The sequence below is a fragment of the Paenibacillus sp. FSL P2-0089 genome (genome assembly GCF_038595095.1).
GTDB classification, from domain to species: domain Bacteria; phylum Bacillota; class Bacilli; order Paenibacillales; family Paenibacillaceae; genus Paenibacillus_AQ; species Paenibacillus_AQ silagei.
Window position 1 is genome coordinate 672,889 of sequence record NZ_CP152006.1, and the last position, 15,398, is coordinate 688,286.

General features: G+C 54.3%; 11 protein-coding genes. 3 read left to right on the top strand and 8 right to left on the bottom strand.

The annotated features are described in order from the left end of the window. Positions 1–10: 10 nt before the first annotated feature. The gene (locus tag NST69_RS02740) at positions 11–2,536 is read left to right on the top strand and encodes a chemotaxis protein CheW (protein ID WP_342548415.1); all 2,526 of its coding nucleotides are present in this window, start codon (positions 11–13) and stop codon (positions 2,534–2,536) included. Here NST69_RS02740 and NST69_RS02745 read toward each other — a convergent pair. The 3 genes from NST69_RS02745 to NST69_RS02755 are packed head-to-tail and all read right to left on the bottom strand — an operon-like array spanning position 2,499 to position 4,712. Continuing rightward, positions 2,499–3,239, bottom strand: a complete 741-nt coding sequence (locus NST69_RS02745) for a fused MFS/spermidine synthase (RefSeq protein ID WP_342548416.1) — start codon at positions 3,237–3,239, stop codon at positions 2,499–2,501. The genes NST69_RS02740 and NST69_RS02745 overlap by 38 nt on opposite strands. Further along, complete coding sequence (locus tag NST69_RS02750) at positions 3,217–3,342, bottom strand: hypothetical protein (protein WP_268748485.1); 126 nt, start codon at positions 3,340–3,342, stop codon at positions 3,217–3,219. The genes NST69_RS02745 and NST69_RS02750 overlap by 23 nt, the downstream gene beginning before the upstream one ends. Positions 3,343–3,359: 17 nt before the next feature. Next, the gene (locus NST69_RS02755) at positions 3,360–4,712 is read right to left on the bottom strand and encodes an MATE family efflux transporter (RefSeq protein ID WP_036731234.1); all 1,353 of its coding nucleotides are present in this window, start codon (positions 4,710–4,712) and stop codon (positions 3,360–3,362) included. A 133-nt stretch (positions 4,713–4,845) separates the two neighbouring features. Here NST69_RS02755 and NST69_RS02760 point away from each other — a divergent pair, with 133 nt between their 5' ends. Continuing rightward, the gene (locus NST69_RS02760) at positions 4,846–5,544 is read left to right on the top strand and encodes a TetR family transcriptional regulator (protein WP_342548417.1); all 699 of its coding nucleotides are present in this window, start codon (positions 4,846–4,848) and stop codon (positions 5,542–5,544) included. A 75-nt stretch (positions 5,545–5,619) separates the two neighbouring features. Here NST69_RS02760 and NST69_RS02765 read toward each other — a convergent pair whose 3' ends face one another. The 5 genes from NST69_RS02765 to NST69_RS02785 form a co-directional block, all read right to left on the bottom strand. Further along, positions 5,620–7,119, bottom strand: coding sequence for a response regulator (locus NST69_RS02765; protein WP_342548418.1), 1,500 nt, complete (start codon positions 7,117–7,119; stop codon positions 5,620–5,622). Positions 7,120–7,169: 50 nt separating this feature from the next. Beyond that, positions 7,170–8,981: a sensor histidine kinase gene (locus NST69_RS02770; RefSeq protein ID WP_342548419.1), complete on the bottom strand. Its 1,812-nt coding sequence runs from the start codon at positions 8,979–8,981 to the stop codon at positions 7,170–7,172. A gap of 25 nt (positions 8,982–9,006) precedes the next feature. Continuing rightward, positions 9,007–9,840, bottom strand: a complete 834-nt coding sequence (locus NST69_RS02775) for a carbohydrate ABC transporter permease (RefSeq protein ID WP_339253713.1) — start codon at positions 9,838–9,840, stop codon at positions 9,007–9,009. Positions 9,841–9,842: 2 nt separating this feature from the next. Further along, positions 9,843–10,736: a sugar ABC transporter permease gene (locus tag NST69_RS02780; protein ID WP_339253715.1), complete on the bottom strand. Its 894-nt coding sequence runs from the start codon at positions 10,734–10,736 to the stop codon at positions 9,843–9,845. 125 nt (positions 10,737–10,861) lie between these two features. After that, positions 10,862–12,214 carry an extracellular solute-binding protein gene (locus NST69_RS02785; protein ID WP_342548420.1) on the bottom strand — a complete coding sequence of 451 codons (1,353 nt, stop codon included), beginning with the start codon at positions 12,212–12,214 and terminating at the stop codon, positions 10,862–10,864. Between the two features lie 195 nt (positions 12,215–12,409). On the opposite strand from NST69_RS02785, the gene NST69_RS02790 reads away from it, so the two are divergent. Then, positions 12,410–15,034 (top strand): glycoside hydrolase family 2 protein, encoded by a 2,625-nt coding sequence (locus NST69_RS02790; RefSeq protein ID WP_342548421.1) that lies wholly within the window; start codon positions 12,410–12,412, stop codon positions 15,032–15,034. Positions 15,035–15,398: the final 364 nt, after the last annotated feature.

The window sequence follows — 15,398 nt, forward strand, 5'->3', positions numbered from 1 at the left end:
GAGAACTGAGATGAACGAGTTTCATAATATGGTGTATTTGGGCGTTTTTCTGGATGAAATGGACGAGCAGCTGCGGTATTTGGATGAGGCCCTGCTCATGCTGGAGAGCAAAGGGTATCAGAATGACATTATTCAGAGGCTCTTCCGGGGCGCGCATACGCTCAAGGGCTCATCTGCGGTCATGGGCTTCAAGCAGCTTAACCGGCTGACGCATCAGATGGAAAGTGTGTTAGAGCTGCTCAGGGGCAGACAGCTGGACGTAACCTCCGAGTTATTGAACATTCTCTTTGATTGCGTAGATTTCATTAAGGAGCTTCGTCAATCCATTCTGAGCGGTGCGCTGGAGGAAGGGGACATCTCAGAGCTGTTGCGCCGGTTAAAAGAGTTGCGGAAGACAGCAGCCGAGTCTCCCGCTCCTGCTGCAGAGGGGCTTCCGCAGGGAGAAGCGGGGCCTGTGCCGGATATGATCTTCGATGATATCCGTAAAGAGCAGATCCAGGCAGCTATAGATCAAGGCTCTGCGGCAATGGCGGTTCATATTCAACTTGCTGCTGAGGAGCCGATGAAATATGTCCGAGCGAAGCTCGTAGAAGCCAAGCTGCGGGAAACGGGCGAGGTTATTGCCACCTTCCCCGAGCTGGAAGCCCTCGAGAGGGATGCGCAGTTCTCCGGTACTATTGCATATATTCTGCTTACGCAGCAGTCCCGGCAGGATATGATGTCCTCTCTGCAGGAAATCTCACAGATTGAAATTATACATACAGATCCTATTACGAAAGCAAACCTCGACACCTTCACCGAAGGAAAAGAGGCTCAGAAAAATAACGGCTATGCGGCCCAGACTGTCCGTGTGGATGTGGAGCGGCTGGAGGGACTGCTGAATCTGGTAGGAGAGCTGATTATAGATAATACCAGGCTGCACAGTGTCCGTTCCAGATTGAGCGAGCAGTTCAAGAACAACAGTGATGTTCATCTGCTTAATGATATCGCAGGACATTTGAATATGGTCATCAGCGATCTTCAGGAGGGGATGATGAAGACCCGGATGCTGCCGATGGAGCATCTGTTCGGCCGCTTCCCCAGGATGATCCGGGATTTGGCGCAGAAGTCGAACAAGGAGATCGAGTTCATCATTGAGGGCAATGAGACCGAGCTGGACCGCAGCCTCATTGAGGAGATCAGCGATCCTCTGATCCATATTCTGCGCAACGCCGTGGACCATGGGCTGGAGCTGCCGGAAGAACGTACAGCTCTCTGCAAGCCGCGGAAAGGGACCATTACTCTGCGGGCAAGTCATCAAGGGAACATGATTGTCATTACGGTATCCGATGACGGCAGGGGCATTGATACCGGCAAGGTCAAAGAAGCCGCTGTGCGTAAAGGCTTCGTCACCACTGATGAAGTGAAGCGTATGACGGACAAAGAGCTGGTGATGCTCATTTTCCGCTCTGGCATCTCAACAGCCCGTACGGTCACAGATTTATCCGGCCGCGGAGTGGGCATGGATATTGTCAAAGCACATATAGAGAAATTAAATGGCATTATAGATATTGAGACGGTTCCTGATCAGGGGAGTATATTCACGATCAAGGTCCCGCTGACGCTTGCCATCATCCGTTCCCTGCTGGTTAAGCTGGGGAGCAGTACCTTTGCCATTCCGCTGATTAATGTCATTGAAATATTCAGAATGAAGGCGGAGGATATTGTTACCATTCAGGGGCGGGAGGTCTGCCAGTTCCGCGATCAGGTGCTTCCGCTTGTCCGTCTGCACCATATGCTGCAAGTGGAGGAAGGCGAGCATACGGTGAACGGCCGGCTGTTCGTTGTCATCGTCGGCTTCGCGGATAAGCGGGTCTGTCTGGTAGTAGATCAGACGATCGGCAATCAGGAGATTGTCATCAAGTCACTGGGAAGTTACATAGGCAACGTTTCTTATATCGCAGGCTCAACCATACTTGGCGACGGCCGAGTGGCCCATATCCTGGATATAGGCTCGATTGCAAGGGAAACAGGCTCGGCCCACGATGCACTGCTCCAAGAGAACACAGTTACGGCAGGCGATCAGGATAGTCAGAGCGAGAAATATATCACCTTCAAGCTGGAGAAGCTGGATTTCGGGATTCCGATCCGCCAAATGAAGGAGATTGTACCTGTTCCTGAGATTCATTCGCTGGTGTCTGCCCCGGCTCATGTCCTGGGAATGATCAATCTGCGCGGATTGCTGTTCCCGGTCTATGACATACGGCCCAAGCTCGAAATGGACAGCGGTGAACAGACGGCCGGCTCCCGGATTCTGATCTGCGAGGTATCCGGACAGGAGGTAGGGATATGGGTGGATCAGGTGTCAGCGGTGCAACTGCTCGCAAGGGAGCACATGGATGAGGCGCCGGATCACATTCTCCAGCATCCAGAGGTGCTGGATGCCGTCTATAAAGACAACCATCAGTTTATTCACTTGCTGAATTTGGAGAACCTGCTGGACCTGCACGCCTGCTGCATTACCGGTCCCGTATCACATGACCGATCCCCGGAGTGATCTCGCAGAAGCCGGCCATGTGGCGGGACTGATAGGGAATGGGCCGGGCGCTGGCGGTCATGAGGATATTGCGCAGATCGGCGGTCCCTTCTGCCGGGAGGGCAAAGGTTCTGGTATATGGATACACTTCACGGAGTGTGGTATGAATAGCACTGATGAAGCGGTCATTGCCGCTGCGGCCCATCAGATTCATGATGATCTGGCCGTGTCCGTTCAGCTTGGCACGAGTTAGGCGGAAGAACTCCAGCGTGGTGAAATGAGGCGGCGTCCCGGCAGCGGTGAAGGCATCAAGCAGGATATAGTCATGGCCGCGTTCCGGCGCGGCTTCCAGCAGGCTCCGGCCGTCACCGATCAGGATGTTATCCTGCGTGTAGCCAAAGCGGGTTCTGCTGTATTCCACCACCTTCGCATTCACCTCAGCCACCGTAAAATGCTTCTCTGCGAAATAACCGGCAATCGTACCAATCCCGTGTCCGATCAGGAAGACACGCTCGAAATGCGGATTGCCCGCCTCCATCAGATGAATCATCGCCCGGGGATACTCGAAGATCACCCGGCGCGGATGGTCCAGATCCAGTGCGCCCTGAACAGCTTCCCCCGAGAATTGCAGTACCCGGAACCGTCCGGTCTCACCATATAGCTCGGTTGTATCGTAGACCTCGATGTCCTGAGAGTCGTGGTTAGGATGGGATGGTGCGTGCAAGCGGATCAGACTCCTTCTGCAGATGGGATTCGTTCGTTACAACCTTCATAGTAACATAAAGCAGCCGCAGGAAGGGCTTCCTGCGGCTGCTTGTATTTCTCAAAAACGGCTTAAGCCCCCTTAATGAACCAGACTCTCCAGTTCGGGCTGGAGCTTGTGCCGCAGGGCGTACAGCATGGCGGCACCGACCAGGAAGGCAGCGGCATCGGCAATGACCAGCGACCACACCACTCCATGGAAGCCATTCGTCCGGTTGGCGAAGAAGAGCACAGGAATCAGTGTGACCCCTTGAATAATCGACATTACGAATGCGGCCGTTCCCTGCGCGGTAGCCTGGAAGATCCCCATGAATAAGGTGGTCAGCCCTGATATGAATAAGGACAAGAAGGTGACATGCAGAATGTAGCTGCCCATTTGAATCATTTGCGGATCTCTGGTGAACAGACCGATCAGATGGTCGGAGATCAGATAGACGACGATGCCGAATACGGCAGCCATGGCGGCCATCGCTTTGACCGTGAATCCGATGGTATGCTTCATGCGCAGCTTATCCGCTGTGAATGAGAAGGCAATGAGCGGCACGACTCCCTCGCACAAGCCCATCAGAATAAACTCGGGGAATTGCAGCAATCTTGAGGATATCCCGTAAGCGGCTACAGCCGCATCCCCATATTCGATCAGGAACAGATTGAATATCAGCGACATGGCTCCCAGAAAGACACTCATGATGAAGACCGGAACGCCGATTTTGAACACATTGCTGAGAATATCCTTGGTGGCCTTGAACCATTTGAAGGAGACTGTGAGGAATTGGCTTTTGTAGCCCATATGGAATGCATAGTAGGCACTCGCAACCATGTTGGCCACAACCGTTGCCGACGCTACGCCAATTACACCCCAGTGGAGCACGAAGATAACCAGTGCATCGAGCAGGATATTAACCACCACGCTGAGCATCATACCGATCATGGAGACGATGGCTGCACCCTCGGAGCGGACCATATTCTCCAGCGTAAAGAACAACACGACAAACGGCGCGCCAATCAGCATGACTGTGACATAATCCTTCGTGAATCCATAGGAATCCGGCGTTGCCCCCAGACTGTGCAGGATGGGGCCGATCAGCGGCAGGCCCACGGCCATCACGAGGAGGCCAAGCACGAGACTGCTGTAAAAGGCGAAGGAAGACACTTGCTTCACTTCGTCGTATTTGTGCTCACCAAGCAGCCGCGAGATATATGTGCCGCTGCCGATGCCCACCAGATTGCCCAGTGCCATAATGATGGCGAACAGCGGCAGGGTCAAGGCGAGTGCGGTCAGCATGGCCGTATTGTGGAGAGTGCCCAGGAAATAGGCATTCAGAATCGAATAGATGACGTTCATGGATGTGCCTAACATCATGGGCACGGCGAAATGGGCGACGGCTTTGGTGATGGGTGCTTTTTCAAAATAATAAAGGTTTTCGGTATCCATTAGGGATCACTTCTTTCACTGATTTTTGTCAATCTAACGGCGTTAGATTGAACCTTACAGTGTTAGATGATATCATGAACCTAAGAGGCTGTAAAGCATAAACTTACACTGTTAGATAAAAGGGCGGATAGCGATGAAAAAAGCACAACCTCAAATCTCGGAAGACCGGATTCTGGAAGCTTCATGGGAGCTTCTCAGGGAGGGGGGGATCGAAAAATTCAGTATGCGGCGTCTGGCTGACCGGCTGGGGATTCAGGCTCCCTCGCTGTATTGGTATTTCAAGAGCAAACAGAACCTCTACCAGCGGCTGGCCAACCACATCTCCAGAGTCATCCTGGAGGAGCACCGCCCGGAGGGCGACTGGAAGGAACAGCTGACAGCATTTGCGGTAACGGTACGGAGTGTGCTCAGCCGGTATTCCTGCTCCACGCAGCTTATGATGATGACACTGCCCCACGAGCCGGACATTATCCGGTTCAACAACCGGATGCTGCACTGTGTGGAATCCACGCCGCTTGAGGAGGCGCAGAAGGTGCAGGTGGTCACTACACTTGTGAACTTCGTGTTCTTCTTCGTGCTGGATGATTATGAGCATGAGCGTAATGTCTCCATGATGGCTAAGGAACAGCAGGAGCCTCCGGGCGAGGAACTGCTCCGCCTGATGGACTCCATGAACGAGAAGGAGGTTGGGTTATTCCGCAGGATGTTCAAGAATGGACTGTTCGAGCTGCTGGGGACCGATGGGGCTTTTGAATTCGGCCTGAGGCTGATTCTGCTTGGGACGGAGCAGGTGATTAAGGAGCATGAGCATGGAACACGGAAGAACACTTAACGACAAAATCAAACAATGATATAGATAACAAATAACATATTGCCAGCCCGGGTTGGAGGCTCCAAGGAGTCACCCTCATTCTACCGGTGAGATTCGTTTGAATTCATTCGGTGTTACACCGACAACCTTCTTGAACAGCTTGTTGAAATAAGCGGGATCGGGATAGCCGACTTCAACGCCGATTTCATGGATTTTGAGGTCCGGGGCATTCTTCAGCAGCTGCTTGGCCTTGCGGATACGGATTTCGATCATGTAATCGGTCAGCGTGAGGCCGGTTACCTGCTTGAACAGCTTGCTTAGATAGCTGGGTGTAAGATAGACCATTCCCGCCAGGGTATTCAGATCTGCGTGCTGGTTGTAGTGGGCCGAGATCCAGCGCTTGACCGTCTCAATAGCGGTGCCGGACAGCTCGAGACGCTGGGCGCGTATACTGATCAGGGCGGCTGAGAAGGAGGCTGCGAACAGCGTCTCCATATCTGCAAACCGCATACAGTCCGCAATCTGCTCTTCCAGACTCAGCGCAGCGCCCTTGCGGTGGACCGCCTCGAATTCCGGCAGCTCCTTGCGGGCCAGCGCTTCAATCTCCCGGCAAATGCCGGGAATCTGCGCGGGCGATACACGCTCTTCCGCAAGCCCCGAGAACAGCTGGTGCAGTCTTGCTTGGATGCCCTCGATATTCAGGATTTGCAAATCATGGACCAGCAGATCGCGGTAAGCGGCAACCGGCTCAGCCCTAGTCTTCTCCGGCAGCATCAGCTCGTCCACCGTAGCGTAATACAGCAGCCGGGATTGATACATTCCCTGATCACAGGCCATCCTGGCCTCCAGATAGGCACCCCCGAGCCGGGCAGCGTCCGCATAGGGGCGGCTGATCCCCACATGAAGGATATGCCCTGAGGCGGCAGTGTGCAGATGCTCCCGGATCTCCTGCAGCTGATCCGGTGTCAGCGGCTGCGCAGCGTACCAGACCCAGGCCTGGAGTCCCCGGCGCAGCTCCAGCACATCGAAGCACTCCGGCTTGTGCTGCCGCAGATGCTCTGCACAGGCCCGGACGGCTTCGGGCGAGTCTCCCTTAAGCAGCAGCACCGAGAAATAAGGTGCGGGCAAATGAAGGCTGGCGAGCAGCAGCCCCGGGGGCTCCGCCATATGCAGGATAGAGAGCAGCATTCCGGTGCGCTGCCGTTCCTCCTGCTCACGCAGCAGCGTGCGCTCCTTGTCCAGCTGGTACAAAATCTCGAACAGCTGCTCTTTATTGATCGGCTTCAGCAGATAATCGACCGCTGAGCTGCGGATTGCTTCGCGGGCATAATCAAATTCCACGAATCCGCTCATTAAGAGGGAACGGACCTGGGGGCGGCTGACTCTAAGTAGCCGGATCAGCTCCAGGCCCCCGGTCTGCGGCATGCGGATATCGGTAATTACAACATCGAACTGGAGGGAAGGCAGCTCATCCAGCAGATGCCTGCCGTCGGCATATGTACGGATAATATGAAATTCAGGGCTCTCCCTGCTGATCATCCGGGCCAGCCCCTCGCGGATCAGGACCTCATCATCTACGATTATTATACGCAGCAAGCCGCTCTCCCCTTTTTCCGAAATTGTGTGCTACAAGATCCCGTTTCCGGTTACTCTTCCTTGTGCAGGCCGGGAAAAATCTCAATCCGCAGAATGACCCGCGTGCCCCGGCCGGCCTCGCTCTCCACGCGCAGTCCGAACGGGCTGCCATAATCCATGCGGAGCCGTTCGTTCACATTGCTGAGGCCAATGCCGAACCGCTCCCCGTCCGCTCCGCAGGCCAAGCTGTCGTTCAGCGTATGCAGTGTATGCTTATTCATGCCTACCCCATCATCCTCTACGCAAAATACAGCCTGATTCCCCTCGGCCCGGCCGGTGATTCGGATCGTGCCCGGACCTTCCTTGGGCTCCAGGCCGTGAAAGACGGCATTCTCCACAATCGGCTGGAAGACCAGCTTAATCACAGGCAAGGGCAGCAGGTTGTCCGGCACCTCAATCTCCAGGCTGAACTTGTCGGGGAAGCGGATCTGCAGCATATCCAGATAATTGCGTGTATGATCCAGCTCTTGCCGGATGGTTACTAGTTCTTCGCTGCGGACAACCCCGTACCGCATTTGTATGCCCAGCAGGTAAGTCAGCTTCGCCACGCGCGGATCATCGCTGCCCTCGGCCAGCATGCGGATGGATTCCAGGGTGTTGTAGATGAAATGCGGGTTGATCTGGTTCTGCAGGGCACGCATATCGGCTTTTTGCTTGCGCTTCTCCGTCAGTGTCACCTCCTCAAGCAGGCCTTTGACCCGGATGATCATGCGGTTAAAATGACTGCTCAGCATGCCGATCTCATCATTGAACCGGGGATTTACCCAGACATCCAGATTGCCGTGCTGCACCTGCTTCATCAGGCGGACCAGAGATTTCAGCGGCTTCGTCAGCGCGTGGGAGATGAAGGTGGCGACAATCAGGGCGAAGGCAATGATGACCAGCGTCGTAAGCATCTGAGCATTCCGGGTCTTCGCTACGGGAGAAAGAATCCTCTCCAGCGGAATGGACACCAGCGTGATCCAGCCTGTTCTGCGCGATACGGTGTATACCGCAAGGTATTCCTTGCCCTCCAGCGAGAGCTGAAAATGCCCTTCGGGACCCTTCACCTTCTGCAGGAACTGGTCGGTGTAGTCCTCCAGCAGCCGGCTGCTGCCATCTGCCTGCGGGCTGGCATACATGACTCCGCCCCGGTCATCGACAATCATCGTGCTTCCCAGGGTAACGGCATTGACGGGATCGACGATGCCTTTGAACAGGCTGATGCTAATATCGAAGACAATGATGCCGATCTTCTGCAGGGAGCTGACCGAGCTGACATTCCGCAGAACGCTGAATACCTCGCGGCTGTCACCGGCATTCACACGGATCGTATGCCTGCCCTGAATCACGGGGGTTACCCCCTCCCGGGTCAGGCTCTGCCACTGCGCGAGCCGTTCAGCCGGGAACAGCTCGCTGATCCCCGAAGCCTTGTCATAGTAGACCGATCCGTATTTGTCCACCAGGTAGACGGCAACGATCTCTTCCTTCGTATGGCTCAAATAACTCAGGAACATCGACATACCGGTATTCTTGTCCCAGTCGGTATCCTGCTGCTCCAGATAGAACTGGACATCCGTGTTATATAGCGGAAGTGCGGTATAGCGCTTAAGGTCAGCCACATACCGGTCAATAGTGTCCGAGGCGCTGCCGGCCACCTGCCCGGCGCTTGAGGTAGCATTAACCAGTACGGAATGGAAGGTGGAGCGGGACGACAGGTAGCTGACATAGGTGATCGGCAAGGAGATCAGAAATATAAATACTACAATCAGCTTGCGCTCCATGGGCAGGTTGGCCAGAAACAGCCAAAGTGTCCGCGGAAATCTCCGGATATAGGATAACACGGTTGTTGTTCCTTTCCGTACAGCCCTACTTTACCGCGCCGCTCGTTACGCCTTCAAAGATATAACGCTGCAGGAAGAAGTAGAGAATGACTGTGGGCAGCAGAATCAGCAGAATCGCCGCACAGATCAGATTCCACTCGCCGGAATTCACCCCTTGAAAACGCATGAGGATCGTCGTAACGACACCCAGACTTTGCTTGGGCATATAGAGGTATGGGATGTACATGTCATTATAAATGCTGATTGTTTTCAGGATAACCAGCGTAGCTGTAGCCGGTGTGAGCAGCGGGAAGATGATCGAACGGTAGATTTTGAACAGGGAAGCGCCTTCGACCATGGCATTCTCGTCGAGATCAAACGGAATATTGCGGATGAACTGCAGATAGAGAATAATTTGAATCACATCGGCCCCGATATAGAGCACAATGGGAGCGCCGAGTGTGTTGTAGAGACCCATGTTTTTGATGATGCCGAAGGTGGCGACCTGGGTAGTGATGCTCGGTATGATGGTGGCGATCAGATAAGCGCCGAACACGACTGGCTTCAGCTTGAAGGAGAACCGGCCGAGTACATATGCCACCATTGTGCCAAACAGAATGTTCAGGGTCAATGTAATTATAATGATAATGAGCACATTGCCGAAGCCGCTGAGCAGGCCGCCGCGCTGGAACACAGCAATGAAGTTGTCAAAGTTAAGGAAGCTGTGCGGCAGAGCCATGGAGCTGCTGCTGTTGAACTCGTCCGTGGATTTGAAGGCGTTGACGATGACGACATAGGGCGGGAACAATACCACGAATACCCCGATCAGCAGTGTGAAGTATTTGAACAGGTCTTTAGGACGGAATCTGAAGGGTTCCATGGCTATTTATCTCCTCCCCGGCTGAGAACAAGTTGTTGGACTAGCAGCACAATGACTACGAAGAAGAGCAGGATGATGCTCATTGCCGAAGCCAGGCCGTAGTTATTGAAGGCAAATGCCGTATCGACCACACGCTGTACATAGGTCTGGCTGGCGCCTGCAGGGCCGCCTTTGGTCAGCACGAACGGCAGATCGAACACTTCAAGCGCACCAGTAACGGTCAGGAACAGATTGAGCTGAATGACGGCCTTCATATTCGGCAGGGTAATTCTCCAGAGCGTCTGCAGAGAGCCGGCTCCGTCAATCTTGGCCGCTTCGTAGATATCGCGCGGGATGGCTTGCAGCGAGGCGATGTAGATGACCATATTGTAGCCCATGAACCGCCAGAAGCCGGTGGAGGCGAGCGAATAGTTCACCAGTCCTTCGGTGCCGAGCCAGCTGGTCTGTCCCAGGCCGCTCAGGCCGATGCTGTTCAGGAATAAGTTCAGCGAGCCGTTAGTCGTGTCGAACACATATCCGAACATGAAGGCGACGGCCACACCGTTCATAATGTAAGGCAGGAAGAGCAGGATGCGAAAAGCATTTCGGCCCCGCAGCCTGCTGTTCAGGACCACCGCGAAATAGATCGCTGCGAGATTCTGCAGAATACCCATGACGAAATAAGCGAAGTTATGGGTAAATACTTTGAAAATATCGGGTGTACTGAATACCTCACGGTAATTGGCGAGGCCGACCCAAGGCTTCTCGGGGCTGTAGCCGTCCCAGTTCGTGAAGCTGTAATAGATCAGCTTGAGCGCCGGATAATATGTGAAAGTGCCAAGGAGGATCAGCGGAATCAGCAGGAAGGAGACAATGATAATCGTCTTCTGCTTGTTGTAGGATAGGGTTCCGAACAATAGGTTGACCTTCTTTCATGTGAGCTCGGCGGGATTGACGACAAAATGGATTATCCGGGAAGGCGATAATCCATTTGTACGTCAGAGGGTACGTCCGGCTGCCTGTGGAAGCAGGGTGAATTGTTTTAGTAGCCGAGGTCTTTCTTGGCCTTGGCCCAGGCTTTGTTCCATTTGTCGAAGACCGTCTGCGGGTCCTTGGCCAGGACGAATTCCTGGGCCATAGCCGGCAGGTCAAGCTGCGCCTTGTTGGTGATTTCTGTAACCTGGGCGTTGTCTACCGTGCCTTCCTGCAGTACTACGCCGGTGGACTGGAATTCCTTAAGCTGGGTCAGCTTGGATTCCCTGCCCTTAAGCGGAGAGATGAAGCCGGCGAAATCCTCATACCCGGAATCTTCAATCATCCATTTGACGAACGCTTTGGCGGCATCGACATTCTTGCTGTTCTTGGCTACGGCATAAAAGAAGTCAGGACTGAGCGGAGCCGTCAATGTACCTGAGTTGTCATAGGGAAGCGGGAAGAAGCCTACGTTGTCGGAGGTGGTTCCGGCGCCGATCACCTGATTGATGACCCAGTTGCCCAGGAAGTACATAGCGAACTTGCCGGAGGCGATATCCTTCTTCGATTGCTCCCAGTTGGTGGAGTTGATGTCTTTCTCCAGATAGCCCTTCTCATTCAGCTCTCTGAGCAGGCTGAGCGATTTGCCGTATCCGTTGTCCATGGTGAACGGTGCATCCTCTGTCAGCTTCTGGTTAGGAAAGTCAGGGTTGCCGGCAATAACGCGGGGAACTGCGTATACCCAGTCGTTAAGCGGCCATTTGTCCTTGAAGTTGGAGGCGAGCGGTACCACGCCTTTGGCTTTGAGCTTCTCGCAGGCAGCCAGGAATTCATCCCAGGTCTTCGGAACCTCTGTAATTCCGGCATCGGAGAATGCCTTCTTGTTGTATACAATACCGGAGGTGGAGTTCCCGGTAGTGATTCCGTAGAGCTGGCCTTCAAAGGCCTTGAAGTCTTTGAAGGTGAGCTGGTCGTTCAGTCCCAGATCATCCAGCGGGGCGAAATATTTCGGCAGGTCGGAGTTGGGAATATTGGGAACGAACATGACGTCAGGCAGCTCGCCGCTGGCCATGCGGACCTTGGCTTGCTGATTGTAGTCCGTCTGGGAGGCTTCAAATTCTACCTTGATATTGGGATATTTCTCATTAAAGCGTTTCACATATTCGTCATACTCTTTGCCGATCATGTCGGTTCTGTTGGTCAGGAAGATGATCTTGCCGCTGATGTCGGCTCCGCCCGGGGCTGCCGGCTCTGCGGTTGCAGCCGCTGCATCTCCGCCGGTGCTCTCCGGAGCGACGGTGGCTGCTGTCGGTTCATCTGTGGCTTTTGCGGCATTGCCTTTATTGTTGGAGCCGCAGCCGGTCAGGGATAAAGAGAAAATCATGATAATAACGAAAAATAACGATAATAACTTATTCCTCATTGTTTTGTCCCCTTTTCGTTAAAATGTTAGCGTTTACATTAATATTATAGCGCTAATTTATTGATGTAGAAATGTATTCAATTATTATTTATTGTCTTTATTTGTTCTGTTTCTCCGATTATAATTAAGTTATTGCTAACAATAAGATAACAAAATACAATGATGGCAGCTAAAACAAAACTTTTAGGAGGATTTATGAATCAACAGCAAAAGAACTTGAACCACTGGGAATTCAGAGCCTGCGGAGATGAAGAATGGCTTACGGCTGTTGTACCGGGAACGGTGCATACGGATCTGCTGCGCAATGGCGTTATCGATCAGCCCTTCTATGGAACGAATGAACATGAGCTGCAATGGATTGATAAAAAGGACTGGGAATACAGAACCGGATTTGTATTAGAAGAGATATGGCAGACGCTGGCGGTTACGGAGCTGGTGTTCGCCGGGCTGGATACGTATGCCGATGTGTATGTGAACGGCGTTCACGCCTTGTCCGCAGATAATATGTTCCTGTCCTGGACCGTGAATGTGAAGGGGCTGCTGCGGGCGGGTGAGAATGAGATCCGCATCGTCTTCCGCTCGGTGGTGACCGAGGATCTGCCAAAGCTGGCGGCACTGGGCTACAATCTGCCTGCGCCGAATGACCAGTCTGAGTTAGGTGGTCTTCAGGAGCAGCGGATCAGCGTATTTGCCCGCAAAGCGCCATATCACTACGGCTGGGACTGGGGTCCCCGATTCCTGACCAGCGGGATCTGGCGGGAAGCTGTGCTGACAGGCCGTAACGTTGCGGCGATTGAGGATTTGTACATTCGCCAGCATGCGGTGAATGAGCAGGAGGCCCGGCTCACAGCCGTGATTGAAGCGGACGCACCGGAAACGTGGAGCGGAATGCTGCGGTTAAGTACCGAAGGGCAGGAATGGATGAAGGCGGTTACGCTCACTCCGGGCAAGCAGACGCTAGAGCTTGAGCTGGTGATTGACCGCCCGCGCCTGTGGTGGTGCAACGGCCTGGGCACGCCGGAGCTGTACCTTTTCCGTGCAGAGCTGCTGCAAGGAGCGGAGGCTGTAGCAGTATCGGAGGTAACGACGGGGCTTCGGGAAATTAAGCTGGTGCGTAAGCCGGATGCGCAGGGGGCGTCGTTCCATTTTGAGCTGAACGGGGTGCCGGTCTTCGCCAAGGGTGCCAATCATATCCCGAATGACAGCTTCATCACGGAGGTTACGGAAGAACGTTACCGCCATGAGATTGCCACGGCCGTGGAATCCAATATGAATATGCTGCGGGTGTGGGGCGGCGGCTTCTATGAAGAAGAAGTGTTCTACCGGCTGTGTGATGAATACGGGCTGCTGGTCTGGCAGGACTTCATGTTCGCCTGCAGCATGTATCCGGGCGATGAGGCGTTCCTGAATAATGTCCGCGCAGAAGCGGTATATAATGTCCGCAGATTGCGTAACCACCCTTGTATCGCGCTCTGGTGCGGGAACAATGAGATTGACTCGGCCTGGTCGCAGCATGAGGAGTACATGGGCTGGGGCTGGAAGGAGAAGCTGAATGCTGAGATTCGCCAGAGCTTATGGACTGCCTATGAGGAAATCTTCCACCGGATTCTGCCGGAAGCTGTGGCCGCGAACCATCCGGGTATGGATTACTGGCCGTCCTCGCCGCTGCGCGAACTCACAGGTGGTCAGGATCAGCATGCCACGCGGATTATGGGTGACGGGGATATCCACTACTGGGGCGTCTGGCACGCCAAGGAGCCGTTCGAGAACTATAATCTCAAGGTGGGCCGCTTCATGAGCGAATACGGCTTCCAGTCCTTCCCGGAGCTGAAGTCGGTGCTGAGCTATGCAGAGGAAGCGGAGCTGGCGCTGGAATCAAAGGTCATGCTGGCCCATCAGAAGAATGGAGCGGGCAATCAGCTGATTAAGGAGTATATGGATATGTATCTGCCGCAGCCGAAGGATTTCCGGGGCTTCCTGTACATGAGCCAGGTGCTTCAGGCCGAGGCGATCCGCATGGCTATGGAGAGTCACCGCCGTAACAAGCCTTATTGCATGGGCACGCTGTACTGGCAGATGAATGACTGTTGGCCGGTAGCTTCCTGGGCGGGCATGGATTATTACGGGCGCTGGAAGGCGCTGCAATATACGGTGCGCCGCAGCTTCCAAGAGGTGCTGCTGTCTGTAGACAGCACGGATGGGGAGAGCGTCAAGGTCTATGGGGTATCTGACCGGCGGGAGGCATTGGACGCAGAGCTGGTTCTGCGGCTGCATGATATCAGCGGCCTATTGCTGCGCGAATGGTCACAGCCGGTAACCCTTGCTGCGGATTCATCGGCTGTGGTCTTCACACTGCCGCTGGCCGAAGTGTTAGAGGGCCGTGAACCGGCCAGTGTGCTGCTGGTGGCTTCGCTCCTGGAGAGTGGGCAGGCGGTGGAGCAGGGGCCGGGGACAAGGCAAGTGCTGGAGCCGGAGACAAGACAGGTATTGGAGTCTGAGACACGGAAAGTGCTGGAGCGCAAGGAGCATTACTTCGCCCGGGCGAAGGATATTCCGCTGAGCAAGCCGGTCATCACGGTGACAGAGGTACCGGGAAGCGGCGGGCAGAGCTTCACGCTGAGCAGCGATGTGCTGGCGCGGGGTGTGCACCTGACGGTGGAAGAAGAGGGGATCTTCTCGGATAATTACTTCGATCTGCTGCCGGGCGAGCCGAAGACGGTGGAGTTCTCGATTCGGGGCGGGAGCAGCGGCGGAGGGTCAGACTTCACTCCTGCCACGCCAACAGGACTCGTAGTCCGCTCGATGGCGGATTATATCTAATCACGAACTCTCACGCAGATGAGGATACTTCCGTAACCGTGGACTTGCCTGCAACTGTGATTCCGCCGCAACTGTGATTCTGCCGCAGCGGGGATCCCGCCGTAGCGTGAATTCACCTCTAGAGTCGTAGCTCCCCTGACCCACAGGCGGTTTGCGGACTGACATGACCTTATTTGCTCATAAACTAACCTGATTTCTGTTCTTGCGGACTCAGAAGACTTTATTGTCTTCCGGGCTGGCCGTTTCAAGGCGAAATCGCACGAATAGGGGCCACTGAGTCCGGATGACAGGGCCAAAGCGGCTATTTATGCGGAATAGCGGATTCTCAGTCCGCATTGGCAGCATGATTCGGTATATGGGCATC

Excerpts from the sequence above, each read along its gene's own strand:
- NST69_RS02740 (WP_342548415.1), top strand. The coding sequence starts at position 11 with ATGAACGAGTTTCATAATATGGTGTATTTGGGCGTTTTTCTGGATGAA.
- NST69_RS02755 (WP_036731234.1), bottom strand. The coding sequence starts at position 4,712 with ATGGATACCGAAAACCTTTATTATTTTGAAAAAGCACCCATCACCAAA.
- NST69_RS02760 (WP_342548417.1), top strand. The coding sequence starts at position 4,846 with ATGAAAAAAGCACAACCTCAAATCTCGGAAGACCGGATTCTGGAAGCT.
- NST69_RS02775 (WP_339253713.1), bottom strand. The coding sequence starts at position 9,840 with ATGGAACCCTTCAGATTCCGTCCTAAAGACCTGTTCAAATACTTCACA.
- NST69_RS02785 (WP_342548420.1), bottom strand. The coding sequence starts at position 12,214 with ATGAGGAATAAGTTATTATCGTTATTTTTCGTTATTATCATGATTTTC.
- NST69_RS02790 (WP_342548421.1), top strand. The coding sequence starts at position 12,410 with ATGAATCAACAGCAAAAGAACTTGAACCACTGGGAATTCAGAGCCTGC.